Annotated in this window: 21 protein-coding genes; 9 read left to right on the forward strand and 12 right to left on the reverse strand. The window is 68.1% G+C overall.

The window, feature by feature from the left end; translation table 11 throughout:
- The first annotated feature begins 122 nt into the window (after positions 1-122).
- A complete protein-coding gene (locus tag M5E06_RS07770; RefSeq protein WP_109073859.1) occupies positions 123-593 on the forward strand; it encodes a Fur family transcriptional regulator in 471 nt (156 codons plus the stop codon).
- Positions 563-1750, forward strand: a complete 1188-nt coding sequence (locus M5E06_RS07775) for a CobW family GTP-binding protein (protein WP_252137741.1) — start codon at positions 563-565, stop codon at positions 1748-1750. Before M5E06_RS07770 ends, M5E06_RS07775 begins: the two co-directional genes overlap by 31 nt.
- Positions 1751-1949: 199 nt before the next feature.
- Here M5E06_RS07775 and M5E06_RS07780 read toward each other — a convergent pair whose 3' ends face one another.
- The 3 genes from M5E06_RS07780 to M5E06_RS07790 form a co-directional block, all read right to left on the reverse strand.
- The gene (locus M5E06_RS07780; RefSeq protein WP_252137742.1) at positions 1950-3962 is read right to left on the reverse strand and encodes a M1 family metallopeptidase; all 2013 of its coding nucleotides are present in this window, start codon (positions 3960-3962) and stop codon (positions 1950-1952) included.
- Positions 3959-5638: a methyl-accepting chemotaxis protein gene (locus tag M5E06_RS07785; RefSeq protein WP_353654315.1), complete on the reverse strand. Its 1680-nt coding sequence runs from the start codon at positions 5636-5638 to the stop codon at positions 3959-3961. Before M5E06_RS07785 ends, M5E06_RS07780 begins: the two co-directional genes overlap by 4 nt.
- A gap of 181 nt (positions 5639-5819) precedes the next feature.
- A complete protein-coding gene (locus M5E06_RS07790; RefSeq protein WP_252137743.1) occupies positions 5820-6425 on the reverse strand; it encodes a gamma-glutamylcyclotransferase in 606 nt (201 codons plus the stop codon).
- 121 nt (positions 6426-6546) lie between these two features.
- Here M5E06_RS07790 and M5E06_RS07795 point away from each other — a divergent pair, with 121 nt between their 5' ends.
- A complete protein-coding gene (locus tag M5E06_RS07795) occupies positions 6547-7602 on the forward strand; it encodes a DUF2125 domain-containing protein (protein ID WP_252137744.1) in 1056 nt (351 codons plus the stop codon).
- A gap of 149 nt (positions 7603-7751) precedes the next feature.
- On the forward strand, positions 7752-8519 hold the full coding sequence (locus M5E06_RS07800) for a class II glutamine amidotransferase (protein WP_252137745.1): 768 nt from the start codon (positions 7752-7754) through the stop codon (positions 8517-8519).
- 11 nt (positions 8520-8530) lie between these two features.
- Here M5E06_RS07800 and M5E06_RS07805 read toward each other — a convergent pair whose 3' ends face one another.
- From M5E06_RS07805 to M5E06_RS07820, 4 genes are all read right to left on the reverse strand, one after another.
- On the reverse strand, positions 8531-9748 hold the full coding sequence (locus tag M5E06_RS07805) for an ATP-binding response regulator (protein WP_252137746.1): 1218 nt from the start codon (positions 9746-9748) through the stop codon (positions 8531-8533).
- Positions 9749-9857: 109 nt separating this feature from the next.
- Positions 9858-10307 carry a DNA polymerase III subunit chi gene (locus M5E06_RS07810; protein WP_109073865.1) on the reverse strand — a complete coding sequence of 150 codons (450 nt, stop codon included), beginning with the start codon at positions 10305-10307 and terminating at the stop codon, positions 9858-9860.
- A gap of 24 nt (positions 10308-10331) precedes the next feature.
- Entirely contained in the window at positions 10332-11840 is a 1509-nt protein-coding gene (locus M5E06_RS07815) for a leucyl aminopeptidase (protein ID WP_252137747.1), read from the reverse strand.
- Between the two features lie 300 nt (positions 11841-12140).
- A complete protein-coding gene (locus tag M5E06_RS07820; RefSeq protein ID WP_252137748.1) occupies positions 12141-13523 on the reverse strand; it encodes an RsmB/NOP family class I SAM-dependent RNA methyltransferase in 1383 nt (460 codons plus the stop codon).
- A gap of 413 nt (positions 13524-13936) precedes the next feature.
- Between M5E06_RS07820 and mltA the strand changes: the two genes are divergently transcribed.
- Genes mltA through M5E06_RS07835 form a run of 3 tightly spaced genes read left to right on the forward strand, consistent with a single transcriptional unit; the run spans position 13937 to position 16446 of the window.
- Positions 13937-15082 carry a murein transglycosylase A gene (gene mltA / locus M5E06_RS07825; RefSeq protein ID WP_252137749.1) on the forward strand — a complete coding sequence of 382 codons (1146 nt, stop codon included), beginning with the start codon at positions 13937-13939 and terminating at the stop codon, positions 15080-15082.
- Positions 15082-15624: a GNAT family N-acetyltransferase gene (locus M5E06_RS07830; protein WP_252137750.1), complete on the forward strand. Its 543-nt coding sequence runs from the start codon at positions 15082-15084 to the stop codon at positions 15622-15624. Before mltA ends, M5E06_RS07830 begins: the two co-directional genes overlap by 1 nt.
- Before the next feature lie 57 nt (positions 15625-15681).
- A complete protein-coding gene (locus M5E06_RS07835; RefSeq protein WP_252137751.1) occupies positions 15682-16446 on the forward strand; it encodes a TrmH family RNA methyltransferase in 765 nt (254 codons plus the stop codon).
- A gap of 137 nt (positions 16447-16583) precedes the next feature.
- On the opposite strand, the gene M5E06_RS07840 is transcribed toward M5E06_RS07835, so the two are convergent.
- Complete coding sequence (locus M5E06_RS07840) at positions 16584-19133, reverse strand: HWE histidine kinase domain-containing protein (RefSeq protein WP_252137752.1); 2550 nt, start codon at positions 19131-19133, stop codon at positions 16584-16586.
- A 394-nt stretch (positions 19134-19527) separates the two neighbouring features.
- On the opposite strand from M5E06_RS07840, the gene M5E06_RS07845 reads away from it, so the two are divergent.
- Positions 19528-20127: an NUDIX domain-containing protein gene (locus M5E06_RS07845; protein WP_252137753.1), complete on the forward strand. Its 600-nt coding sequence runs from the start codon at positions 19528-19530 to the stop codon at positions 20125-20127.
- Between the two features lie 75 nt (positions 20128-20202).
- Positions 20203-21096, forward strand: coding sequence for a LysR family transcriptional regulator (locus tag M5E06_RS07850; RefSeq protein WP_252137754.1), 894 nt, complete (start codon positions 20203-20205; stop codon positions 21094-21096).
- Positions 21097-21099: 3 nt separating this feature from the next.
- Here the strand turns inward: M5E06_RS07850 and recN are convergent, their stop codons facing one another.
- The 4 genes from recN to M5E06_RS35490 form a co-directional block, all read right to left on the reverse strand.
- A complete protein-coding gene (gene recN, locus M5E06_RS07855; RefSeq protein WP_252137755.1) occupies positions 21100-22791 on the reverse strand; it encodes a DNA repair protein RecN in 1692 nt (563 codons plus the stop codon).
- A gap of 8 nt (positions 22792-22799) precedes the next feature.
- Positions 22800-23615 carry an outer membrane protein assembly factor BamD gene (locus M5E06_RS07860; protein WP_252137756.1) on the reverse strand — a complete coding sequence of 272 codons (816 nt, stop codon included), beginning with the start codon at positions 23613-23615 and terminating at the stop codon, positions 22800-22802.
- A gap of 126 nt (positions 23616-23741) precedes the next feature.
- Complete coding sequence (locus tag M5E06_RS07865; protein WP_252137757.1) at positions 23742-24467, reverse strand: protein phosphatase CheZ; 726 nt, start codon at positions 24465-24467, stop codon at positions 23742-23744.
- A 210-nt stretch (positions 24468-24677) separates the two neighbouring features.
- Positions 24678-25796: a protein phosphatase CheZ gene (locus tag M5E06_RS35490; protein WP_286208635.1), complete on the reverse strand. Its 1119-nt coding sequence runs from the start codon at positions 25794-25796 to the stop codon at positions 24678-24680.
- Positions 25797-25900: the final 104 nt, after the last annotated feature.

A 25900-nucleotide genomic window follows, 5' to 3' on the forward strand; every position in this document is an offset into this window, starting at 1 on the left:
GTGCGGTCGCGCCGTCCCAAAAAGAAAGAACGACCGCCACCTGACAAGGCGGCCCCTCCCCCGGGGCCGCCTTTTCCCTTGTCGCGTTGCATCAGCCGACAGAGTGTTATAAAGTAACACCCATGTCCGCGCTTCACGACCATACCCACTGCATCGCCGATGCCCTGACCCGTGCCGACGCGCTGTGCGCCGAACGGGGGGCGCGGCTGACCGCGTTGCGCCGCCGCGTGCTGGAGCTGGTGTGGTCCAGCCACCGGCCGCGCGGCGCCTATGCGATCCTGGAGGATCTCAGCCAGCAGGACGGCAAGGCGGCGGCGCCGCTGACCGTCTACCGCGCACTGGAGTTCCTGGTCGAGCAGGGGCTGGTCCACCGCATCGAATCGCTGAACGCCTATGTCGGCTGTGCCGCGCCGGGGGATGTCCATTCCGGGCAGTTCCTGGTGTGCGAGGCCTGCGGCGACGCCGCCGAGATCGATGATCCAGGCGTCGGCGCCGCCATCATCGCCGCGGCGGCCGAGCGTGGCTTTCGCGTCCAGCGCCCCACCGTCGAGGTGCGCGGCCTGTGCAAATCCTGTCAGGAGAATCCCCGTTGAGCGCTCCCGCCGCCCCTCCCGCCCGTCTTCCCGTCTCGGTGCTGACCGGCTTCCTCGGCAGCGGCAAGACCACGCTGCTCCAGGCGCTGCTGCGCAACCCGGCGATGGCCCGCACCGCCATCGTCATCAACGAGTTCGGCGAGGTCGGGCTCGACCATCTGCTGGTCGCCAAGGCGTCGGAGAACATGGTGCTGATGGACAGCGGCTGTCTGTGCTGCACCATCCGCGGCGATCTGGTCGACACGCTGCGCGACCTGTTCCTGAAGCGGGTGAAGGGCGAGATCCCCGAATTCGACCGGGTGGTGGTGGAAACGACCGGGCTGGCCGATCCCGCCCCGATCATCCATACCCTGATGTCCGATCCGTTGCTGGCCGCCCGCTTCCGCCTGGACGGCGTCATCGCCACGGTGGACGCGGCGCACGGCTCGCTCCAGTTCGACCGCCAGCCGGAAAGCGTGAAGCAGGCCGCTGTCGCCGACCGCATCGTGCTGACCAAGACCGATGTCGCCACCCCGGCGGCCACCGCCGCCCTGATGCAGCGCCTCGCCGCCATCAACCCGGCCGCCCCGATCATCCCCGCTGCCCATGGCGAGGTCGATCCGAACAAACTGTTCGACGCCGGGCTCTACAACCCGGAAACCAAGAGCCCCGACGTCGCCCGCTGGCTGCGCGAGGAGGCCTATCGCGACGAGCAGGCCAAGGCACATGAGCATCACGACCATGATCACCATGGGCACGATCATGACCACGACCATGACCACGACCATGACCACGATCACGGCGACCATTGCGGCCCCGATTGTGGCCATGACCATCATCACCACGACGCCAACCGCCATGACGACCATATCCGCGCCTTCTGCATGGTGATCGATCGGCCGATTCCCTGGAACGGCTTCGTCGACTTCATGGAAGCGCTGATCGCTCAAGCCGGCGAGAATCTGCTGCGGGTGAAGGGCTTGCTGAACGTCCAGGAAAGCGAGCTGCCCGTGGTCGTCCACGGCGTCCAGCACATGTTCCACCCGCCGGTCCGCCTGGAGGACTGGCCCAGCGACGACCACCGCACCAAGCTGGTCTTCATCACCCGCGACCTCGGCCAGCCGGTGATCGAGCCGCTGTTCAACGGGCTGGTCTGGGGCGAGGGGAAGGAAGGGTAAGTGCGGGCTGCGGGGTGCCCCCACCCTAACCCTCCCCCGCTGGGCGGAGGAGGGGGCACGTGCTTATGCGGAAAAGTGGCGGCAGTCCCTCCCCCGCCCAGCTCTCGCACAAAGCTTTGCTTTGTGCTGACGCGGCAGGCGGACCGTAGGTCCGCTGAGAGCGGGGGAGGTTAGGTGGGGGCACTCGAAGCCGACACTATCACCGCACCACCACCCGCCGTAACGGACTGTCGCCGACCGCCCACACCCCACGGTCCACCGCCTTCGCCCCCTCAAACACCAGCCAGCTCTGCCGCCCGTAATGCGGCAGCGGCCGGACGAGCGCCCGCAGCGCCTCGGCGTCGGCACCCGACACCACCAGCGCCGTTCGCCCGTCAACCGCGCGCGACACCCACACCCGTGCGCTGCCCCGCCCGGCCAGTTCCGGCGGCACCGGAGGCAGCCTGCGCGCCTCCAGCTCCCGCGCCACGACCGCGTCGGTCCCGACCAGCAGCAGCGGCGCCCCTCCACCACCTTCCTCCTTCCCTGCTCCATCCATCAGGCGCCCGGCCAGCGTCCTTGCCGCCTCCGCCGCTTTGCCGTCGGCGGCGATCACCCGCTCCGCACCCGGACGCAGGGTCACGTCGCGCAGGATCGGCGGCGCCTCCCCCGGCGCCAAGCGGCGGAACAGGTCGAAGTCGGGGTCGACCGCCACCGCCCGAACCTCCGCTTTCGATGGAATGCGCAGCGTCGCCTGCCGGCTGTTGAATCGGACGCTATGCTCCTCCACCCCGGCCGCCGTCTCCAGCCGCACCGGTAGGGTCAGGGCATAGGGCGCGTCGGCCTCCTGCCGCAGGGTCAACTGCACACCGTCTCCCAAGGCACGGGCATCGACCAGGGTCAGCATCGGCGCGCCCCGCCGCTCCAGCCACTGGCTGAACAGCCCGTCCAAGTCACGGCCGGACGCCGTCTGGAAGGATTGGCGGAGGTCGGACCAGCCGGCATTGCGAAAGGCAAACCCACTCCAGAATTTCCGGATGCCGGCGTCGAAGGCGTCGTGCCCGATCTCCGTGTCCAGCATGTGGAACAGCATCGCCGCCTTGCCGTAGCCGACGATCTGCGAGGCATCGTGCGTCTTGGACAGGAACTCCGTCAGCGGGCGGTCGCGCTCGGCCGGCAGGGCGGCATAGTCGCGCAGCCAGTCCAGCCGCATCGCCCGCGCCGCGTCGGCGCCGCGTTCGCGGGCGGCGGCATAATCGGCCATGTAGGTGGTCAGCCCCTCCGCCCAATTTCCGCCCTCCCCGACCCGCACGCCATTGCCCCACCAGTTGTGCATGATCTCGTGGGTCAGCGACTGGCTGCGGATGAAGGGCAGCGGCAGCACGGCACGGCCGATGGCGGTCAGGCCGGGAAAACCCAGCCCCACCGACGGCGGAACCGATACGATGCTGAAGCCGTCGAAGGGATAGGCGCCGATGCGGGCGGACCCGGCGGCGATCGCCTGCTCCGACAGTCCGAGATAGCCGTCGGCCAGCCCCGTCTGTTCCGGATGGCGATAGAGCCGCAAGCGCAGGTCCCCCGCCATCCGCTCCTCCACCGTCCAGGGACCGGCGAAGACGGAAGGTTCCTCCACGCTGCGGCTTTCCTCGAACACCGCGCGGTAGCCGGCGGCGTCGCGCCCCTCTTCCACCAGCCGTCCGGTGGCGACGGCGACATAGGGCGCCGGCACCCGCACCGACAGGCGCCAGGTCGGCGGTTCTTCCGATGCCAAGGCCGGATCGGGCAGCCAGCCGCCAAGACCCGGCAGAAAGGCGCCCTCACCGTCCAGCGCAAGCCCGGTGCCGGCGGTGAAGCCCGGCAGCCGGCCGCCATAGCGGATGGTCACCGGCCCGCCTCCCTCCGGCACCACCAGCCGCAGCCGGTCGCCACGTCGGTCGACCGGGACGGGCTTGTCGCCGGCCCGCGCCTCCTCCAGCGTCAGGGCCGGGTCCAACCGCAAGGACTGAGGTCCGGCCGGCAGTGTCAGCCGATCCACCGCCTCCATCCGTCCGGCGGCGGGATCGAGCGTCAGGTCGATGTCGTGGTGAAGCGGTGCGGCACCGGCCGGGGCGACCACGCCCAGGGCCAGTGCCGCACCCACCAGGGTCCCCAGGGCAGGGAACCGGATGCGCAGGATCGTCGTCATGGCCCTGAAGATGGGCGCCGGACCGGCAAGGCGCCAGCGCGGCGTCATGCCGCGCGGATGCTCTCCAGGAAGCCGTCCACCTCGCGGCGCAGCCGGTCGGCGACACCGGTCAGGAGCCCGGATTCATCCAGCATCTCGTTGGCCTTGGCACCGGCATCGGTGGTCGCCTCGCTGGCGCCGGCGACGTTGACCGAGACCGCCTGCGCGCCCTGGGCCGCCTGATGGACGTTGGCGGAGATGTCCCGCGTCGCAGCCCCCTGCTCTTCCACCGCCGCGGCGATGGCGCTGGAGATGCTGGTCATCTCGCCAATGACATGGCCGATGTCGCGGATCGCCACCACCGCCACGTTGGTCGCCTGTTGAATTTCGGCGATCTTCTTCTGGATGTCGTCGGTGGCGCGGGCGGTCTGGTTGGCCAATCCCTTCACCTCCGACGCGACGACGGCGAAGCCCTTGCCGTGCTCGCCGGCACGCGCGGCCTCGATGGTGGCGTTCAGCGCCAGCAGATTGGTCTGCCCAGCGATCGAGTTGATGAGGCTCACCACCTCGCCCACCTCGTTGGCAGCGCGGACGAGGCCGTTCATCACCTCGTTGGTCTTGGCCGCTTCGGTCACCGCTTGGTTTGCCACGTCGTTGGAAGCGCTAACCTGCCGGCCGATCTCGCCGATGGAGCTGGACAGCTCCTCGGTGGCGCCGGCGACGGTGTTGACGCTCACTGCCGCCTCTTCCGCGGCCTGGGCGGCGGCGCTGCTGCGGCTGGTGGCTGTGCCGGTGCTGACGGTCAGCGACTGGGCGGTCTGGCGCATGGTGCCGGCCGAGGCCGTCACCTGCCGCACCACCTCGCCGATGGACCGTTCGAAGCCGTCGGCCAGCCTGGACAGCAGGGCCACCCGCTCGGCCTCCGCCTTGACGTGCATCTCCTCCTGCTGGGCGCGCAGGCGGCGGTTTTCCAGCCCGCGTTCCTTGAACACGCCGACCGTCGTGGCGATCTGCCCGATCTCGTCCCGGCGGTCGGTGTCGGTGACTTCGACATCCAGGTCGTCATTGGCCAGCCGGCGCATCGCCGCGGTCAGCCGCGACAGCGGATGCGTGATGGAGCGCGCAATCCACAACGACAGCAACAGCGCCGCGATGCCCAAACCACCGCCGAGCAATCCGGCCTGCAGCGCATGACGGCGGAAATCGGCTTCGATGTCGTCGACATAGACACCGGTGGCGACGATCCACTTCCATCCCGGCGTCATCTGCGAATAGGCGATCTTCGGGCTTGGCTGGGCCCCCGTCACCTTCGGCCAGGAATAGGAGACGTAACCGCCACCCTTGCGACCCTCATCCACCAGAAGTTGCGCAAAGGGGACGCCATTCGGGTCCTTGGAACCACTGAAACTCCGTCCTTCGATTTGCGGCTGCCCACCGTGGACTTCAACCAAGCCATTGGCATCTGTGGCAAACAGATATTCGTTTCCGGCGTAACGCATCGAACGTATGGCGTTGCGTGCTGCGGTACGCGCCGCGTCCTCAGACATCTCGCCCTTGGCTGCCCGGGTTTCAAAATCTTTGACGACACCGATGGCAGCCTCGACGATCGAACGAACCTTTGCCTCGCTGGCCTCCTGTTGAGTTGTGTGAAGAGAAGAGAGAAGGATGGCGGCCACACCTATGATTGCGCAGAGCATAACTGCGGAAATGGTGAGGAATTTTTTTCCTATGCTGACGTTCTGCATTCACACGACCTCCCGGATAGAACATTAGAATTCTATGGATTCGGCCGGTCAGTGTCAAAACGGATTAGTGGCGACACATTTGAACGTCAAACATGTCACAATATTACTGGACAATAAGAGATTGATGGAAAATCGTTACAATTGATTGCGAGGAGGCCAAAAGAAGACCTCAAGCTTAGGGTCAACCCGAATAGCCGCGCACACGATCATATAACTTTGACAATCGGAGGTCGCATATCCCGAGATCTTTTAAGTGATCAACTGTGTTGGCCAGGTAATCGATGTTGGGCCCGCGCTGGCCGCAGCAGCCGGCGATGCGACAAACGACCGCAGCCTCGTCCAGGCCTCGGCAATATTGCGGGTGGTTGCGGTCGACGACAAAGCAGCAGGCGCTGACCGATTCCAGCCCCTCCGCCGACCGACCATCGCGCAGGCGCACGCGCAGCAGCCTCGGCCGGTAGACCCGGCTGTCCATCTCGCGCTCCCACAGATAGTCGAGGGTTGAGGGCACCTCCGCCGCGGCCACCCGGAAGACGATACCCCGGCAGGAGCCGCCACGGTCCAGCCCCAGCACCAGCCCCGGCCGCTCCGGTGTTCCGCGATAGCGATAGGAGGCGACGCAGAAGCTGCGGTGATATCCCGCCAGGGTCGCCGCATGCCGCTCCGCGAACATGAAGCCGGGGTTCCACATCAGCGAGCCATAGCCGAACACCCACAGGTCGGTGCCGGGTTCGACGGCGATATCGCCGGTCCAGGCGGGAGTCGGAATCGGTGAATCGGGAGCCATGGCAGATCGCAGGAGGAAAGATCGCTTGGGACTGGTTGGAACCGAATCGGTAGCCACCGAGCCTAGCATGCGGGTTCCGGGGTCGCTATAACGGTACGGAGATGGAACGGACATGCCACCGATGCGACCCAATGCCACCTCTTCCGCCCCGCGCCGCCTGCTGACCGGGCGCCGGATCGCGACCATCCTGGTTATGATGGTCCTGCTGCTGCCTGCCCTTCTTTATTCATTGTGGTGGTGGCAGGCGGCCCGTTCCGTGCGGGAAGGGCTGGAGACCTGGGTCGCCGACCAGCGTGCCAACGGGGCGGTGGTCGAACATGGCGGGCTGACCGTCGGCGGCTTCCCCTTCACCCTGCGGGCCGAGCTTGAAAAGCTCCATCTGGCGACCCGTGGCGCCGACTGGCAGGGCGGGGGTCTGGTGGCGGAGGCAGCCCCCTGGAACCCGACGCGCATCGCACTGACCTTTCCGGGCGAGCAGCGCCTGTCCGTCGTCCAGCCCGGTCAGCCACCCGTCGACATCCTGGCACCGCAGGGCGGCAGCGGCGACGTGACGATGCGGATGTCGGGCACGCTGGAGCGGCTCGCCCTGCACTTCACCGGCCTGACCGCGCAGGTCGCCGGACAGTCGGTGCCGGTCGCCGCGCTCGACGTCAGCGCCGCCCAGCCGGACCAGCCGCCGGCCGAACGCGGCACCGCCGGCCTGACCATGACGCTGTCCGCCGACGGGCTGACCCTGCCCGACGGCATACCGCCGACGCTGGGCCGCGAGGTGAAGCGGACGGAACTGACCCTGCGCGTCATGGGCGCACCGCCCCGGCCGGAGCCGGCCAGCCTGTCGGCCTGGAGCCGCGACGGCGGCACGGTGGAACTGGACCGGCTGGCGCTGGATTGGGGACCGCTGGGAGCGGTGCTGTCCGGCACGCTGGCGCTGGATGCCCAGTTGCAGCCGCAGGCGGCGCTGACCGCGGAGATCCGCGGCGCACCGGCCATCCTGGACGCGGTGAAGCCGATGATGCGCCCGAACGAGGCCGCCATCGCCAAAACCGTCCTGGCCATGCTGGCGCGTCCGACCGGCCCGAACGGCGAACCGGTGGTCACCGCCCCGGTGACTGTGCAGGACCGCGCGCTCTATGTCGGGCCGCTGCGCGTCGCTGCACTGCCCAAGCTGGTCTGGTGACAAGTATCGGGCGGAACCGGCGATAACCGGCGGAAATGCAACAGGTGCCGGCGGGCATGACGCTTCCATGAACCCGCCCTCTTGTTTCACACGGCGCCTCAGGTCAAATTGACGCAGTCCCTGTCGCGGCTGCCATGGTGCGTCGGTCGATGTGTCGGTTTCTTGCCTATTGCGGCGAACCCGTGTTCCTGGAAACGCTGGTCTGCACGCCCTGTCATTCCCTGATCGAACAGTCGATGCACGCTGCGGAGGCGAAGACCGAAACCAACGGTGACGGCTTCGGCGTCGGCTGGTACAGCGAGCGGACCGAGCCCGGCCGCTATTGCGAGATCCGCCCGGCCTGGTCGGACGAGAATCTGCAATCGATCTGCAGCCATGTCCGCTCCCACCTGTTCTTCGCCCATGTGCGGGCGGCCACCGGCACCGCGGTCAGCCGGGCCAACTGCCATCCCTTCAAAGCCGGGCGTTTCCTGTTCATGCACAACGGGCAGATCGGCGACTGGCCCCGCCTGCGCCGCCGGGTGGAGGCGATGATCCCGGACGAGCTGTACAGCTCGCGCACCGGCACCACCGACAGCGAGGCGATCTTCCTCGCCGCGATCGGCCAGGGGCTGGAGCAGGATTCGGTCGGCGCCTTCCAGCGCGTGCTGCATACCATCCGCGACGAGATGCAGGCGCTGGACATCACTGCGCCGCTTCGCTTCACCGCGACCTGGACCGACGGCGAGCGGGTGTGGGCGGTGCGCTGGGCATCCGACGACAAGCCGCCCAGCCTGTACTGGCGCCGGGGAGAGAATGGCCTGATCGTGGTGTCGGAACCGGTCGACGCCCAGCGCGACCAGTGGCGGCAAGTGCCGCCCAGCGGTGGGTTGGTGGCGCGCATCGGTGGTGCGCCGGAGATGTTCACGTTTCATTGAGCGAGGGGCCATCACCCTTCCAGCAACCGCTCCTTCGGCAGCAGGATGGTCACCGCCGTCCCCCGCCCCGGTGCGCTGTCGATCTCAACGCCGCCGCCATGCAATTCGGCAAAGCGGCGCACGATGGGCAGCCCCAACCCGACCCCCTCATGCTGGCGGATCAGCGAGCGTTCAGCCTGGGTGAAGGGGTTGAAGATGCGCCCCATCAGCTCGGCCGGAATTCCCGGCCCGTTGTCACGCACGGTCAGCCCGACGAAGTTGCCGCGGTCCTCCACCGCCACGGCGACATGGCCGCCGGTGGGTGTGAACTTGACCGCGTTGTCCAGAAGGTTCAGCACCATCTCGCGCAGCCGGCGGCGGTCGATGCGCATGCGGAAGGCGGGACAGGGATGGACGGCCACCGTCAGCCGCTTGCCCGCCGCCTTCGGCGCCAGCATGTCGGCGCAGCCGGTCAGCAGCTGGGGGATGTTGACGTCGCTTTCCTGGATCTCGATGGAGCCGGTGGAGCCGCGCGTATAGTCCAGGATGTTGTTGACCATGGTCAGCAGCGACCGGCCGCTTTCCTCGATCAGCTTCACATATTCCAGGTAATCGGGATGGCCCAGCTTGCCCATCCCCTCCCCTGCCAGCACGTCGGCGAAGCCGATGATGGAGTTCAGCGGCGTGCGCAGCTCGTGGCTCATCACCGCCAGGAAGTCCAGCTTGGCGCGGTCGGCCTTGCGCGCCGCCTCCAGCGCATCCGACAGTTCGGCGGTGCGCTCCGTCACACGGTGTTCAAGCTCGCGGTTCTGTTCGGCGGCGCGGCGGTAGAGCTTGCGGATCTCCACCATGTTGCGCACGCGGTGCAGAAGCTCCCAGGCGATGAAGGGCTTGGTCAGGAAATCGTTGGCGCCCAGTTCCAGCGACTTGCGCCGGGTCTCCTGGTCGGTTTGGGCGGTCAGCACCAGGATCGGCACGTAATCGTCGCCGAAGATCGGCTTCAGCCGCTCCATCAGGTCGAAGCCGCTCATGTGCGGCATGCGGATGTCGATCAGCAGCAGGTCAAACGGCTCCGCCGCGCAGAGGTCCGGCACCTTGCGCGGGTCGGTCTCGCCGCGCACACGGCGATAACCGTCATGGCTCAGGATTTCCCGCAACAGGTCGACGTTGGACGGGTTGTCGTCCACGATCAGGATGCTCGCGTCCTTGACCTGCTGGGCGAGCGCCGGGTCGATCTGGCTCCTGTTCATCGGGAACATGCACCTTTGAACCGTCCGCGTGGGCAATTAGATTTGCCTCTGAACGGATCGAATGCAATCGAAATGATCCGGAAACGACCGGTATTGCGACCGCCTCAGCTCAGGCCCGCTTTTCCCACCCGCCGCGGTCGGTCTGCTGCCAATAGGTCAGGCTGTGGCCGGCCGCTTTGCAGGCTTTCCAGCGCTGGCGGGCGGCCAGCACCGCCTCGTCGTCGTTGCCGTCGAACAGGTCACAGACAAGCTCGAAGCCATCCATCCGATCGCTGACGCAGCCGTCCACCGTGACCAGCACGGTGGCGCCGTTGGGGTTCTCATCGGCATCGGTCAGCCACACCGGCTGGCGGTCCGCGAAGCCGTCGCGCGCCGCACCGTGCGGCAGGAAGGAGCCGGGATCGTAGGTCCACAAATGCTGGTTCAGCATGTCCACCCGCTCCGGCGAACCGGCCAGCACGACGGCGCGCCAGTTCCGCTCAAGAACCTTCTCCAGGATCTTGGGCAGCGCCTGCTCCATCGTGCGCCGTTGCAGGTGGTAGAAGCGGACTTCGGTCATGGCTCCTTCACTCAACTCAGGTCATCAGCCTTCGTGGTATTCCGCCACGAAGCGGTCGAGCAGGCGCACGCCGAAGGCGGAGGCGCCCTTCGGCACCGTGGGTCCGTCCTTCTTCGCCCAGGCGACACCGGCGATGTCGATGTGCGCCCAGGGCAGGTCGTTGACGAAGCGCTTCAGGAACTGCGCGCCGACGATGCTGCCGGCGCCGCCGCCCGACCCGGTGTTCTTCATGTCGGCGGCCGGCGAGTCGATTTCCTTGTCATAGCCGTCACCCAGCGGCATGCGCCACACCGGCTGGCCCACCTTCAGGCCGGCGGCCGTCAGGTTCATGGCGAGGTCGTCGTCGTTGGCGAACAGGCCGGCATGCTCGTGGCCCAGCGCGACGATGACGGCGCCGGTCAGGGTGGCGAGATCGATCATCAGCTTGGGCTTGTAGACATCCTGCGCGTACCACAGGCAGTCGGCCAGCACGAGGCGCCCTTCGGCGTCGGTGTTGATGACCTCGATGGTCTGGCCCGACAGCGAGGTGACGATGTCGCCCGGACGCTGCGCCGTGCCGGACGGCATGTTCTCCACCAGACCGACGATACCGACAGCGTTGACCTTCGCCTTGCGGGCGGCCAGCGCGTACATGGTGCCGATCACGGTGGCGGAGCCGCCCATGTCCCACTTCATGTCTTCCATGCCGGCCGCACCCTTGATCGAGATGCCGCCGCTGTCGAAGGTCACGCCCTTGCCGATGAAAGCGACCGGGCGCTTGTCAGCGGCATCCGGGTTGCCGTTCCAGCGCATCACGACCACGCGCGGCTCGAAGGCGCTGCCCTGGGCGACGCCCAGCAGGGCGCCCATGCCGATCTTGCGCAGCTTCTTCTGGTCGAGGATTTCGACTTCGACGCCGAACTGCTCCAGCTCCTTCGTCTTCTCGGCGAGGCTTTCCGGATAGATGACGTTGGCCGGCTCCGACACCAGATCGCGGGTGAAGCGGATTGCGTCGGCCAACGTGTCCAGCTTCTTGAAGGCGGCCTTTGCGGCGCCGTCATCCTCGACCAGCAGCGTCACCTTGCGCAGGCTGGGCTTCGGCTCCTTCTTGTCGGACTTGCGGTCGTTGGTCCGGTACTTGTCGAACTTGTAGCTGCGCAGCTGCGCGCCGAAGGCGATCTCGGCGGCGGCGGCAGCCGGGGAAAGCTTGGCCCCCTCCGGCAGTTCGACCAGCAGCGCCGCCTCGTCGGTGGCCTTGTCCAGGGCCACGGCGATGGCGCCGCCGGCGGCCTGGAGCACCAGATCAGTCAGGTCGGCGCCCTTGCCGATGCCGACCAGCAGAATGCGGTCAAGCTCGGTCCCGGCCGGGGCGAGCAGCGTCAGCGTCTCGTCCTTCTTGCCGGTGAAGCGGGCGGCGGCCATGGCGCGGGCCAGCGCCCCACCGGTCTTCTGATCCAGTTCGCGGCCGATCAGGCCGAGGCTGCGGTCGGCGGCGACGGTCACGGCGAGGACGCCGGAGGACGGCAGGGACGGCTTGGCGAAGGAGAACTTCATCTGGTCCTCTTGAGGGGGAATTGCGCGGCGGAAAGCCTACCCCACCGATAAGGAGCGCGCCACCCCGGCTGTCAAGGGTGGGGAGGGTTGGCTCGCGATGCCCCCTCCCTCCCGCTTCGCGGGTCCCTCCCTCCCCCGCTCTCAGCGGACCTACGGTCCGCCTGTCGCGTCAGCACAAAGCATAGCTTTGTGCGAGAGCTTCGCGGGAGAGGGTGAGTTTGCAATGCGGCGGCAGTCCCCTCTCCTGCGGAACGCGGGGGAGGGTTAGGGAGGGGGCATCGTCAGCCGACGCCCCCTCACTCACGCATCGATCGCCTTGCCCAGCTCGACCGGATCGACTTCGCCCTGCTCCAGCCCGACTTCCGACACGCTCTCTTCCGCGCGGCGCTCCAGCACGGCGGCGAAGAAACCGTCGGTGTCGTGCTTAGCCGGGGTTAGGCGCAGGTACGGACCCTCGACCGGCGGCGCGCCGGCCTCCTCCTCCGCCCAAACCTCGGCGACGGGCTTCACGATGAAGTCGTGGTGGGTCTGCAGGAAGGCTTCGACCTGCGCCTCGTTCTCGTCATGCAGCATGGAGCAGGTGGCATAGATCAGCCGTCCGCCCGGCTTCACCAGACGCGCCGCGCTGTCCAGGATGTTGGCCTGCAGCGGCAGCAGCTGTTCCAGCCCCGGCCCGAGCTGGCGCCAGCGGGCATCCGGGTTGCGGCGCCAGGTGCCGGTGCCGGAACAGGGGGCGTCGACCAGCACGCGGTCAAACTTGCGCTTGTGGCGCTTCACCCAGGGATCGCGCTCGCTGGTCAGCGGGTGGGCTTCGATGTTGTGCAGGCCGGCGCGGCGGAAGCGCTCGGCGGCGCGCTTCAGGCGCTTGTCCAGCACGTCGCAGGCGACGACGCGGCCCTTGTTCTTCATCAGCGCCGCGACGGCCAGCGTCTTGCCGCCGGCGCCGGCGCAGAAATCGACCACCTGATGGCCGGGCTTCGGCGCCACCGCCAGCGCGACCAGCTGCGAGCCCTCGTCCTGGATCTCGACCAGACCGTCCTTGAAGGCGTCGACGCTGCCCAGCGGCGGCCGGCCCTTCACCCGCAGGCCCAGTGGCGACCAGCGCGTGGTCTCCGCCGTGATCTGCGCCTTGGCCAGCGCCTTGATCGCGCTCTGCTGGTTGGCCTTCAGCGGATTGATGCGCAGGTCGAGCGGCGCCGCCTCCAGCAGCTTCTCCATCTCCACCCCGAAGCGGTCGCCCAGCGAGGCGCGCATCGCCGCTTCCGCCCACTCCGGACACTCCACCCGCACCGTCTCCGGCATGTCGGGATGATCCATCGTGTGGCTTTCCAGCTTGCCGACCAGCGCCAACTCGTCGTCGGTCAGGCGAGCCGGGGCGAACTTGCCGCCGCTGAACATCTCCAGCACCACGCCGGCGTTGCGGTTCTCTTCCAGCAGCAGATAGGCCAGGACGCGGGCGCGCGGGGTGGCGCGCTCGTAACCGCCGCGCTCGATCCACCAAGTGAGCCGGGCATGGCGGCGCAGGATCGCGTAGGCCATCTGGGCGACTGCGGTGCGGTCCTTCGACCCGATGTAGCGGCGATTGCGGAAATAGGCGCTCATCACCGCGTCGGCGGGGCGAGGGGTCTCGTCGATCTCGGTCAGCAGATCGATGACCGCCTGGAGGCGGGCGGCGGGTGTCATGGCGTCTGGTCCCTTGGGGTATCTCATGGCGGCGAACAGGACCGGCCGCCCGCATGTTCCCCCGCATCGGATCGGGGACGGGATGCACAGTTGCGGACGGTCCTTCACGTATGGGCTGTCGATACCGCGTTTGCCGCGTCCTGTCACGCCTTGCCGCCGCGCGGCTGCCCCGCTTGCCGCCGGAAAGGCGCGACCGGCGCCCACCCGTGACAACCGGCCGCGACCTACCCGAAAGTGCAGGTTGGGGATTGACGACTCGGGGTAACCACCGGCACAAACGATCGGGTGATGTGACCTTATCGTGACCGGACCGCCAGAGCGTCCGGACGATCCGGGTCTTCGAATGGACAGATCGATTGCTGGTGGCGGAGTGCGCGATGGCGGCTGCGGCTGGGGTGGCGTGTGCGCGTGAAATGAAGCGGCCCAAAGAGCGGCAGCTCCTGCGGCTTTCCCTGCTCGGCGGCCTGCTGGCGACGCTGGCGGCCTGTGCCGGCACCGCGCCGACGGTGGACGGGCAGCGGACCACGGCCCAGCGCCCGACCTGGGATCAGGTTTCGCCCGACTTCCGCCATCTCGCCGGCTGGATCGACGACGACCATGCCCAAGCGGTTCCGGCGGTGCAGCGCACCTGCGGCTGGGTGAAGAACCAGCCGCCGGGCAAGGCGCTGGGCCAGTTGCGCGCCGCCGGTACCACCGATGACTGGCGCGCCATCTGCGCCGCCGCCCGCGACCTGCCCCCCGGTGACAGCGAGGCGGCCCGCCGCTTCTTCGAGACCTTCTTCACCCCGCGCGACGTCAGCAACGGCGAAAACGGCCTGTTCACCGGCTACTACGAGATCGAGCTGCACGGCAGCTGGACGCGGACCGAACGCTACAATGTCCCGCTCTACCGCATGCCGGCGCGCGGCAAGCACGGCCTCCCGACCCGCGCCCGGATCGAAGCCGGGGCGCTGAAGGGCAAGGGGCTGGAACTGATGTGGGTGGACGACCCGGTCGACGCCTTCTTCCTGGAAATCCAGGGGTCGGGCCGGGCGGTCATGGCCGACGGGTCGGTGGTCGGTATCCATTACGCCGGCCAGAACGGTCACAGCTATTACCCGATAGGCCGCCATATCATCGACATCGGTGACGCCACGCCGGAACAGATGTCGCTGCAGACGATCCGCCGCTGGCTGAAGGACCATCCGGCCGAGGCCCAGCGGGTGATGAACCTCAACCCCTCCTACGTCTTCTTCAAGGTCAAGCCCGAGGTCGGCGCCCGCGGCGCCCGCAACATGGAGCTGACCCCCGGCCGCAGCCTCGCCGTCGATGTCGAGCATATCCCGTTGGGCGTGCCGCTCTGGCTGGAGGTGCGCGACGCCCCGGTGCCGGGCGGCGCCATCAACCGGCTGGTGGTGGCGCAGGACACCGGCGGCGCCATCAAGGGTCCGGTCCGCGGCGACCTGTTCTGGGGCCACGGCCAGCAGGCGGAGGAAGGGGCCGGCGTGATGAAGGCGCGCGGCCACTACACCATGCTGGCCCCGCGCGCCCTGTCGGTCCAGACCGCACAGCGGAAGTGATGACGGAGGGCGGAGATATCCGGCTGGAGCGCCTGACCGCCCTGCCGGACCGCGCGGCGGCGCTGTCTGCCCTGGAGGACATCTTCTTCGCCTCCACCACCCGGACGGAGTTCGCGTCGGACGCCGACCGCGCCGCCTTCCTCGCCACTTGGACCGGCTGGTTCGTGGCGGAGGCGCCGCGCGACATTTGGATGGCAGTGGCGGGCGACGGGCAAATCGTCGGCTATCTCACCGGCTGCAAGGACAGCGCGGGCTCGGTTGAACTGGCTCGGCGCATCCCGAAATACGAGGTCTTCGCCGACCATTTCGCCGCCTACCCCGCCCATTTCCATGTGAATGTCCGGCCGGGCTGGCGGGAGCATGGGCTGGGCCGCCGGCTGGTCGACCGCTTCGCCGAGGATTGCCGGGCCGACGGCCTTTCCGGCGTGCATCTGGTCACCGCCGTTTTCGCCCGCAATGTCGAGTTCTATCAGCGCGCCGGCTTTACCGACGCCTGCCAACGCGGCCCCCTGCTGTTCCTCGGCCGCCGCCTGAACCCCTGACTTTGGGGACGCTGCTGTGCTAGGCAAGGGCATCCCCTTGCCGGAAAGCCCGTTGCCATGACCCGCCCGCCCCTGCTGATCGAAAGCCCGCAGAACCCGCAGTTCAAGCTGTGGGAATCGGCGCTGGAAAGCCGCGGGCTGAAGAAAAACGGCAAGTTCCTGCTGGCCGGCCTGAAGACGGTGCCGGAGGCGCTGCGTCAGCACCCCGAACGGTTCGAGCGTGTTCTGTTCACCGATCCCGCCCAAATCGCTGGCTGGCGCCTGCCGCCGGGGGTGGAGCCGGTGCAGTTGGCCCCTGCCCTGTTCCGGACGCTCGACGTATCGGGCACCGGCTTCCCGCTGCTGGTGGGTGCCGTGCCGAAGATGCCGGCCATCGACCTGTCGCAGCCGCCGCAGGGGCTGGAGTTGCTGTGCGCGCTGGGCGATCCCAGCAATCTCGGCGCCTTGCTCCGCAGCGCCGCCGCCTTCGGCGTGTCGCGGATCGTGCTGCTGGAGGGGGCAGCGCATCCCTTCCATCCAAAATGCCTGCGGGCAGCATCGAATGCGCAGTTCGCGCTGACTCTGCTGCGCGGGCCGCGATGGTCGGCGGTGAACGACGCGGCCGGGCCGCTCTATGCGCTGGACGGTGGGGGCGAGGATCTGACGCGCTTCGACTGGCCGGCCGACATGCGGCTGATCCTGGGCGAGGAAGGCCAGGGCGTGCCGGCCGACTGCCCGGCGATGCGGCTGTCGGTGCCGACGACCGGCGCGGTGGAGTCGCTGAACGCCACGGTGGCGGTCAGCGTGGCGCTGTTCGCGCGGTTTGGGGTGGTGAGGGGGTAAGTGGTCGCGGAGGGGCCCCCTCCCTAACCCTCCCCCACCTTCGGTGGGAGAGGGAACTCCGCCGCTCTTACGCTTAACTCCCTCTCCCGCGAAGCGGGGGAGGGTTGGGGAGGGGGCAATCGAAGCCGACGCTTCCCCTACCCCATCACCGACGCCAACACCTGCACCACCTGATCGGACCCATACGGCTTCTTCAGCACCGGCACGTCCGCGAACCGCTCCGGCACTGCGGCGGACTCGCCATAGCCGGTCGCGAACACGAAGGGGATTCCCAGCTCCCGCAGCCGTTCGGCGACCGCGAGCGAGGTCTCGTTGCCCAGGTTGATGTCCAGCACACCGACCACCGGCGGGTCCTCGTCGATCAGGCGCAGGGCGTGGCGGACGCCGGCGGCGGTGTTGACCCGGCTGGCGCTGAAGCTCAGCAGCACGTCTTCCGTCGCCATCGCGATGATCATGTTGTCTTCCAGCAGCAGCACCGGACCGCCGATGGAGAAATCGGCCGCAGGCACCGGCAGGCTGAGCCGGCCGCCGCCCGGCAGGCTGGCGGCGACGGTGACATACTGGGCCGGGATCATGAAACGCGCCCGCAAGCCCGACAGGGCATAGGTCACCTCGGCCTCGCCCTGCAGATCGTGGGGGACGGAGCGCTCGATCACCGTGGTGCCGAAACCGACACGCGAGGGCGCCCGCACCGGCGGACCGCCATTCTCCTGCCAGTCGATCTGCAGCCGCCCACCCCCGTCGATCGACCAGTCCGCCTCGACCCAGCCACCGCTGTCGCTGAGCGCGCCGTATTTGGCCGAGTTGGTGGTCAGCTCGTGCACCACCAGCGCAAAGACGGAGAAGGCCTGCGGCGCCAGCAGCACCTCCGGCCCGGTCAGCCGCACCCGCTCGCTTTTGGCCGACAGATAGGCGCCGATCTCCGCCGCGATCAGGGCGCGCAACGAGGCCGGTCCCCAATTATCCGCGGTGATCTGATCATGGGCGCGGGCCAGCGCCTCGATGCGGCCGGCGACGATGGCGGCGAACTGCTGCACCGTCTCCGCCCCGGTCTCGCTCTGCCGCACCAGGGCACGGACAAGGCTGAGGATGTTGCGGACGCGGTGGTTCAGTTCGGCGATCAGCAGTTCCTGACGCTCGGTCGCCTCCTTGCGGGTGCGGCCGGCGATGTCGGCCAGCCGCAACACCACCTCCAGCAGCGTCACCCGCAGGGATTCGGCGTTGCGCTCGTCCAGTTCGGTCCAGGGCTTGGAGCGACCGCGCACGGTTTCCTTCCAGGCCTCAAAGCTCTTGCGCGGGGTCAGGCGCGGACCGTTGGGGCCATACTGCGCCGGCTTGGTCGGGTCGCCGCCCCAGGTGACGGTGCGGATCAGCTCCTTGCGGAAGAAGACCAGGTAGTCGCGCGGCATGCGCGACACGGGGATGGCCAGCAGTCCGCAGGCCCGTTCGGTGAAGTCGCGGGCCGGCGGATGGACGGCCCCCAATTCGTCGGTCAAATAGACCTTGCTGGGCGGCGTCCGGTGCAGGAAACGCATGACGCCCTGCGTCTCCTCCCGCGTCGGCGTCTCGCCTTCCATATGCAGTTGGCCGTCGATGCAGCAGGCGAAGCCGTCGCACTCGATCAGCGTCCGCAGCTCCGTCGCGAAGGTGACCAGATTGTCCAGCGGCGATTCGCTGTCGGCCAGCATCGACATGATGCGGACATGTGCGCGGCGGACCTGCGCCTCGTGCTGGCTTTCCTGCTCGCGTTCGCGTCCCTCCAGCAGGAGGGAGACCATCTGTCCGAACAGCTCGGCAGTTGTGCGCCGTTCGAAGGAGAGCGAGCGGGCATGGCGGTGATGACAGGCGAACAGGCCCCACAGCTTGCCATGCCGCAGGATCGACACCGACAGCGAGGCGTTGACCCCCATGTTGCGCAGATATTCGACATGGATCAGCGAGACGCTGCGCAGCAGGCTGAGCGACAGGTCCAGCGGCCGCCCCGTGGGATCGAGCGTCGGCACCACCGGCACCGGCGGCGCATTCACGTCGGCGATGCAGCGCAGCCAATTGCGTTCGTACAGGCGCCGGGCCTGCTGCGGGATGTCGGAGGCCGGATAGCGCTGGCCAAGGAAGCTGCCGATGCCGTGCACCGCCGATTCGGCGATCACCTCCCCCGCCCCGTCGGGGCCGAAGCGATAGACCATCACCCGATCGAAACCGGTCAGTGCCCGCATCTGGCGCGCCGCCTCACGGCAGAAGGCATCGAAGCCGCGGGTGTTCTGGACCCGTGCGATCATCGAGCGCAGGAGCGATCCGGAGTCCTGCGGCCCCTCCCCCTCGCTCGGCTCCGCTTCGATCACGATGGTGGAGCCGGACAGGTGGACGGCGACGTCGCAGATTGGAGCGAGGTCGGACAGATGGACGCCGAAGGCGCGCTCGACGCTGCCGTTGATGTGGGCGACCTGCAACCGGCCGCGGATGGTGTGCAGCGCCTCGCCGGTGATCACGCGGGACAGCGGATGCCCCAGCAGGTCTTCGGGTTCCACCCCCAGCCAGCGGCCGATATTGGCCGAGACATGCAGGACGATCCAATCGGCCGTGACGGCGATCAGGAATCCGGTGGGCTGGATAAGACCAAGCTGGTGGATGGGCTCCCGGTCACAATCGGTGAGGTCTACAGACCCCGAAGGAACCGGGCCGCTCATCGAACAAAGACTTCGGACAAACGCGACCTCAAGCGGAAGCTGGACCGGCGGCGTTTGTCACGCACTGCCAAGGGATTTCATCAACAATTTAGGCAGGTGGATGGAAGGCCGCAACGCTCCAAAATGGCTATACCTTTGCTCTCATTCAGGCCTGTTAACTTAACATAGGATAAGTATCTGAGCGTTCTGCGCGTGATTTGAACCGCCAAGCTTTGGCATTGCGCGAGATCGTCAGAACCTGGTGCAGATTTTCTACAATCAGAAATATGTGGCGCGAGAAGCGGACGCGCGACCTCCAAAATTCCGCAGCGGGGCCTTTCACCCCTGACGGGCTGTTCGAAAGCCGACGGCGGCGCAGGATGCCGGCCTTTCCAACCGACAACGGGTTCCCGCAATGACGACGCTGTCCGCAGGTCAGGACGACCGCATCCGCATCCGTGAGGTCACGCTGCTGTCCAACGATTGGTATGTGCTGAAGAAGACCGTGTTCGATTACCGCCGTCGTGACGGCAGTTGGCAGACCCTCAGCCGGGAGACCTATGACCGTGGCAATGGGGCCGCCCTGCTGCTGTACGATCCGACCCGCGGCACCGTCCTGCTGACCCGGCAGTTCCGCTTTCCCGCCTACGTCAACGGCCACGCCGAGCCTCTGCTTGAGGTGTGCGCCGGCCTGCTCGACGACCGCAGTCCGGAAGAGGCGATCCGGGCGGAGGCCGCGGAGGAGCTGGGCGTGACCGTCCAGGCACCGCGCCGGGTATTCGATGCCTTCATGAGTCCCGGTTCGGTGACGGAGCGTTTGGCCTTCTTCGTCGCCGAATACCGCGCCGCCGACCGCAGCGAGGGCGGCGGGATTGCCGAGGAAGGCGAGGACATCGAGGTGGTCGAGTTGACCTTCGCCGATGCCCTTGCCATGGTCGGCGGCGGGGCGATCCTGGATGGCAAAACCATCATGCTGCTGCAGCACGCCGCCCTTCATGGCCTGCTGCCGCGGTGACGACATCCGCCCGCCCCGCCGGCCCAGGCGATTCGGATGGGGCGATTCGGATGGGGCGATTCGGATGGGGACTGGATGATCGACGAGGCGGATCTCGACTGGGAGGATATCCGCGCCTTCCTGGCCACGGCGCACAGCGGCAGCCTGACCGCCGCGGCACAGCGCCTGCGGCTGAGCCCGCCGACCCTGGGCCGCCGGCTGAAGCGGTTGGAAGAGACAGTGGGCGGTCCGTTGTTCGACAGGCTGCCCAACCGGCTGGAACTGACGGCGCTCGGCCGCTCCGTGCTGGACAGTGCCGCGGCCATGGGCGACGCCGCCGCGGCCTTCGCCCGCAATGCCGATCGGCTGGCCGCAACGGCCCGGCCGGTGCGGGTGACGGCAACCACGTCCGTCTCCGCCTTCCTCACCCTGCATCTGCCCGATCTGCTGGCGGAGACCGGTGCCGACCTGACCATCCTCAGCACCCGCAACCCCTTGAACCTCGCCCAGCGCGAGGCCGACATCGCGTTGCGCATGGGCCGGGTGCCGGCCGAGGGCGATCTGGTCACCCGCCGGCTGGGACACTTCGGCTTCACCCTCTATGCAAAGCGGGACCTTCGCGACGATTGGTCCGGCCGCTGGGATGGCGTTCCGGTGGTCGGCCTGCAGGAGACACGGCGGCGGCCGTCACAATCAGGATGGGTGGACGATACGATCCGGGAGCGCGGCGCCCGAATCGTGGCGCGGCTCAGCGAATTGCCGATGCGGCTCGACGCCGCCCGGCGCGGAATGGGGATGACGCTGCTGCCCTGCGTGCTCGGCGATGCCGAACCAGCGCTGGTCCGCGTCGTCGATCCGCCGGCCGCGCTCGGCGAGGATGTTCATCTGCTGGTCCACCGCGACCGGCGCGAGGCGCCGGCCGTGGCAACGGTGGTGGATGCTCTGGTCCGTCTGTTCCGCCGCCATGCCAAGGCGCTGGCGGGGGAATGAGCCTCAGCCGCGGCCGGCGATCAGGCTGTCGGCCGCCGCGCGGGCTTCGGCGGTGACGGTGGCGCCGGACAGCATGCGGGCGATCTCCTCGCGCCGCTCGTCGCCGTCCAATTCGGCGACGCCGGTGGTGACCTGCTCGCCCTTCTGCGACTTCTGCACCTTCAGGTGAACGGCGCCGCGCGCCGCGACCTGCGGGCTGTGGGTGACGACCAGCACCTGCAGGCCATGGCCCAGGGTCTCCAGACGCTCGCCCACCGCCGCGGCGACGGCGCCGCCGATGCCGGTATCGACCTCGTCGAACACCAGCGTGCCGACGGTGGAGGTCTGGGCCAGCACCACCTTCAGCGCCAGCATGAAGCGCGCCAATTCGCCGCCCGACGCGATCTTGTTCAAGGCACCCGGCGGCGAACCGGGGTTGGTGGCGACCTGGAAGGCGACACGGTCGATGCCGGCCGCATTCCATTCCGACTCGTCGAGCGGCTCGACCAGCGTGCGGAACTTGGCCTTTTCCATCTTCAAGGGCGCCAGTTCAGCGGCAACCGCCACGTCCAGACGGCCGGCGGCCTCGCGGCGGGCGGCGCCCAGCGCCTCGGCGGCCTTGTGGAAGGCGGTGCGGGCCTGTTCGGCCTCCTTCGCCAGCTTGGCCAGCAGGTCGCCCTGATCCTCGATCAGCAGCAGCCGGCCGGCCATCTCCTCGCGCAGAGCGGCCAACGCATCGACATCGACGCCATGCTTGCGGGCGGCGGCGCGCAGCGCAAACAGCCGCTCCTCCAGCTTCTCCAGCGCCCGCGGGTCCATGTCGACACCGCTGGAGGCGGCCTGCAGCGCGGCGATGGCCTCCCCCGCCTCGGTCGCGGCCCGATCGAGCGCGGCAATGACCGGGTCCAGTGTACCACCGGCCTTGTCGGCGATGCGGGACAGGGTGCGGATGGCCGAGGACAGCGCACGTTCGACACCACGGTCGCCCGACAGTTCCGCATAGGCGGCGTTCATGCCGTCGACCAGCTTCTCGCGATGCATCAGCACCGCACGGGTCTCCGACAGTTCCTCCTCCTCGCCGCTCTTGGGGGCGAGCGCGTCCAGTTCGGCCACGGCGTGGCGGAGATATTCCTCTTCGGAGCGGGCGCGGGCGATGTCGGCGGCGGCGGAATGGCGCGCATCCTCGACCTGACGCCAAGCCCGATGCGCGGCGGCGACCTGCGCCGCTTGCGCCGACAGCCCGGCATAGGCGTCGAGCACGCCACGGTGGGTCTGCGGGTTCAGCAGGCCGTGGGTGTCGAACTGCCCATGCACCTCGACCAGTTCGGCGCCCAGCGTCTTCAGCAGGCCGACGCCGACCGGCTGGTCGTTCACCCAGGCGCGGCTGCGCCCATCGGTGTTGACGGTGCGGCGGATCACCAGTGTTTGGTAACCGGGCGCGCCATCGCCCGAATCGGCGTCCAGCCCCTGTTCCTTCAGGATGGCGAAGGCCGGGTGGTCGCCCGACAGCTCGAATTCCGCGGTGACGGAGGCCTGATCGGCGCCATGGCGCACCAGCCCGGAATCCGCACGCGCGCCAAGGGCCAGCCCCAGCGCGTCGAGCAGGATGGACTTGCCGGCACCGGTCTCGCCGGTGAGGGCGCACAGGCCCTTGCGGAAGGACAGGCTCAGCCGCTCGATCAGGACGACGTCCCGGATCGTCAGCGACACGAGCATGGAGCGTCCTAGAACAGGGAGTTCCAGGCTCGATTGAGCCACGACTTCTCGTTTCGCTCGGGACGCAGATTGGCGTCCACCAGCAGTGCGTAGCTGTCCGTGTACCATTCGCTGCCGGGGAAGTTGTGGCCGAGCACGGCCGCGGCGGCCTTCGCCTCGTCGGTCACGCCCAGCGCCAGATAGCACTCCACCAGGCGGTGCAGCGCCTCAGGCACATGGGACGTGGTCTGGTAATTTTCAACGACGGCGCGGAACCGGTTGATCGCGGCGGTATACTGATGCTGACGCAGGTAGAAGCGCCCGACCTCCATCTCCTTGCCGGCAAGATGGTCGTTGGTCAGGTCGATCTTCAGCTTCGCGTCGCGGGCGTATTTGCTGTCCGGGAAACGACGCACCACCTCCGACAGGGAGTCGAGCGCCTGACGCGTCATCTTCTGATCGCGGCGCACGTCGGTGATCTGCTCGTAATAGCACAGCGCCCGCATGTAATAGGCGTAGTCGACATCCGGGCTGCCCGGATGAAGCTGGATGAAGCGGTCGAGCGCCAGGATGGCGTCGTCGTACTTCAGATCCTGATAGTGGGCATAGGCGGCAAGAAGCTGCGCCTTGCTGGCCGAATCCGAATAGGGATGCTGGCGCTCCACCTCGTCATAGAGCTTCGCGGCCTTCTTGAAGGCCTCATCGCGCATCGCCGCGTCGGCTTCCGACAGAAGCTGGTCGGCCGGGCGTTCGACATACGCGTCCTCCTTGGTGGAGGAGCAGGCGGACAGGGCGGCGGACAGGAGGATGGCCGTCAGCGGCAGGCGGTACGGGCGAGGAAGCATCGTCGTCTTGGGCGCTTTCGAAGTTGCCCCTGTATAGCACGCCGGGGTGAGGGCGCCGCAAGCGGTAACGCGGGGGCGGGCGATATGCCCCTCCCCGCCCCTGGCGGAAAATCTGCGGAAAGCGCCTTAGCCGAACAGCGCGTCGATGTCGGCCTGGCTGATGTTGCCGCTTTCGGGCGTGGCTTCGGCCGGACCGTGCAGGTCCAGATCCTCGTCCTTCTTGGTGACGGACGGCGGCAGCGGCATCGCCTCAAACTCGCGCTTGTTCCACAGGCCCATCATCGCGTCGACGCGCTCTTCGATGAAGGACATGGCGCGGACGACCTTGGTGATGCGCTGGCCGGTCAGATCCTGGAAGTTACAGGCTTCGTAGATGCGGACGATGACGTCGACCATGTCGTTGACGCGGTCGTTGTGATAGCCCTCCGGCAGGGACGACTTCAGTTCCGACACCACCTCTTCCAGCTCTTCGGCGCAGGCCATGATGGTGTTGGTCGCGGCCTCCGTCGCGGCGACGACGGCGCTCAGTTCCTGGCTGGCCTGCTGGAACTTGTCGTCGCCGGCCAGCGGGTGGCGGATGGCTGCCATTTCCACCTTGGTCGCCTTGATGCGGCCGGAGATGTCGGCGATCTCCACCTGGATCTGGTCGATCTGCGCCGCGTCCATGGTCAGGAAGCGGTCCAGCTTGGCGCCGAGATCGCCGATGGCGCGCAGCACCTCGGTGTTGTCGGCCTGGACGACCGTGGCCGGCACCGGAAGCGCCGGGGCCGCAGCACCGTCCTCGATCAGGGACTGGAAGGGATGCCCGGATTTGCGGGCTTTCTGAAGCTCGGCCATGAAGGGCTTGGTCATCTGCTTCATCCTCGGTCCCGCCTCTCGGAAACGGCCGCCAGTGGCCTGTGTGTGGTGGATGTCTGGTCGCGTGCGTCGGTTCTGCGTTTGGATCGGCTGACCGCCCGCCATCCAGCCATCGGCGGGCGGAGGCGGTCAATCGGGAGAGAGCCTGAATGCCCGGGTCGGAAAGCCCTTATCTGAATACCCGTGCCGGAGCCGGACCGCCCCCTATCCGAACAGGGCGTCGATGGCCGCCTGATCCAGCGGCGCCGGCGGCTCTGCCGCGGCGGGCGGCGGAGGCGGTGCGGCAGGCTTGGGAGCGGCCTTGGCCTTCGGTGCGGCGCCCGGCGGCTTCGGCACCGGCTTCTTCGCCGGGGCGGGTGCGGGCGTATCGAACATGCTGTCGATGTCCGACTGGCTCGCCACCGCCGGAGCCGCGGCGGGTGCGGGCGAATCGAACAGGCTGTCAATGTCCGCCTGGCTCGACTGGACCGGAGCCGCAGCGGGCGCCGGCGCAGGGGCGGGAGCGGGAGCCGGGCTGTCGAACATGCTGTCGATGTCGGCCTGGCTCGACTGCACCGGAGCGGGCGGCGGCGGAGGCGACGGGGCCGCGACCGGTGCCGGCGCCGGTGCCGGGCTGTCGAACATGCTGTCGACGTCGGCCTGGCTGACGCCATGACCGTCCAGCTGCGGACCGTTCAGCAGATGGGCGTCGGGACGGCTGTCCGTCTGCTCTTCCTTGACGATGATGCCGGCCAGCCCATCCTCGCCCCAGATGCTGATCATGGCCATGACGCGCTGCTCGATGTAGCGGAGCGCGTTGACGACCTTGCTGGTGCGCTGGCCGGTCAGATCCTGGAAGGAGCAGGCGGTGAAGATGTCGTTCACCTGGGTATCGATCTCGCCGCACATCGCGGGATCGGCACCGCTGGACCGCAGTTTGCCCGCCAGATCCATCAGCCGTTCCGCGGCGTTCAGGATCTCGAAGGACGCGCGTTCGGTCGAGATGACGATGGCGTCCAGTTCGTTGGTGGCGGACAGGATCTTGTCGCCCGACCCGTCTGGGGGCCGCAGCGCCGCCACTTCCCGCCTCGCCTGCTCGATCGAGGCGGCCATTTCCATCAGCTCGCGGCGCAGGACACCGACATGCTTGCCGGCCTCCACCGCTTCGTTCTGGCGGTTCCAGGAGTCGCGGAACTCCTGGAGCATGGCGCGCACTTCCTCCGTCGCGGCCCCGAGGGACCGCCGGTGGAGCCGCCGCAGGAACGCCCTGCCCTTCGCCGATCGGGCGATGGCGTCCTCGATCTGCTCGAACTCCTCATCGGACAGCTGCGGAAGCTGCTCCAAACCGGTCCACTCCCCAAACTGGATTCGCCAGCCGCCCTATGGACCGGGCACCGAACGGCAGGTGCCGCCGTCCGCCCGGACCGAACAGTCAGTCGCGATCACGA

The sequence above is a fragment of the Azospirillum sp. A1-3 genome (genome assembly GCF_023806445.1).
GTDB lineage: Bacteria > Pseudomonadota > Alphaproteobacteria > Azospirillales > Azospirillaceae > Azospirillum.

Coding starts and splice junctions, on each gene's coding strand:
- M5E06_RS07815 (WP_252137747.1), bottom strand. CDS start 11,840: ATGAAGTTCTCCTTCGCCAAGCCGTCCCTGCCGTCCTCCGGCGTCCTC.
- M5E06_RS07840 (WP_252137752.1), bottom strand. CDS start 19,133: ATGAGCGGCCCGGTTCCTTCGGGGTCTGTAGACCTCACCGATTGTGAC.
- M5E06_RS07795 (WP_252137744.1), top strand. CDS start 6,547: ATGCGACCCAATGCCACCTCTTCCGCCCCGCGCCGCCTGCTGACCGGG.
- M5E06_RS07770 (WP_109073859.1), top strand. CDS start 123: ATGTCCGCGCTTCACGACCATACCCACTGCATCGCCGATGCCCTGACC.
- mltA (WP_252137749.1), top strand. CDS start 13,937: ATGAAGCGGCCCAAAGAGCGGCAGCTCCTGCGGCTTTCCCTGCTCGGC.
- M5E06_RS07835 (WP_252137751.1), top strand. CDS start 15,682: ATGACCCGCCCGCCCCTGCTGATCGAAAGCCCGCAGAACCCGCAGTTC.
- M5E06_RS07845 (WP_252137753.1), top strand. CDS start 19,528: ATGACGACGCTGTCCGCAGGTCAGGACGACCGCATCCGCATCCGTGAG.
- M5E06_RS07860 (WP_252137756.1), bottom strand. CDS start 23,615: ATGCTTCCTCGCCCGTACCGCCTGCCGCTGACGGCCATCCTCCTGTCC.
- M5E06_RS07780 (WP_252137742.1), bottom strand. CDS start 3,962: ATGACGCCGCGCTGGCGCCTTGCCGGTCCGGCGCCCATCTTCAGGGCC.
- recN (WP_252137755.1), bottom strand. CDS start 22,791: ATGCTCGTGTCGCTGACGATCCGGGACGTCGTCCTGATCGAGCGGCTG.
- M5E06_RS07820 (WP_252137748.1), bottom strand. CDS start 13,523: ATGACACCCGCCGCCCGCCTCCAGGCGGTCATCGATCTGCTGACCGAG.
- M5E06_RS07785 (WP_353654315.1), bottom strand. CDS start 5,638: ATGCAGAACGTCAGCATAGGAAAAAAATTCCTCACCATTTCCGCAGTT.
- M5E06_RS07800 (WP_252137745.1), top strand. CDS start 7,752: ATGTGTCGGTTTCTTGCCTATTGCGGCGAACCCGTGTTCCTGGAAACG.
- M5E06_RS07790 (WP_252137743.1), bottom strand. CDS start 6,425: ATGGCTCCCGATTCACCGATTCCGACTCCCGCCTGGACCGGCGATATC.
- M5E06_RS07865 (WP_252137757.1), bottom strand. CDS start 24,467: ATGACCAAGCCCTTCATGGCCGAGCTTCAGAAAGCCCGCAAATCCGGG.
- M5E06_RS07810 (WP_109073865.1), bottom strand. CDS start 10,307: ATGACCGAAGTCCGCTTCTACCACCTGCAACGGCGCACGATGGAGCAG.
- M5E06_RS07850 (WP_252137754.1), top strand. CDS start 20,203: ATGATCGACGAGGCGGATCTCGACTGGGAGGATATCCGCGCCTTCCTG.
- M5E06_RS07805 (WP_252137746.1), bottom strand. CDS start 9,748: ATGAACAGGAGCCAGATCGACCCGGCGCTCGCCCAGCAGGTCAAGGAC.
- M5E06_RS07830 (WP_252137750.1), top strand. CDS start 15,082: ATGACGGAGGGCGGAGATATCCGGCTGGAGCGCCTGACCGCCCTGCCG.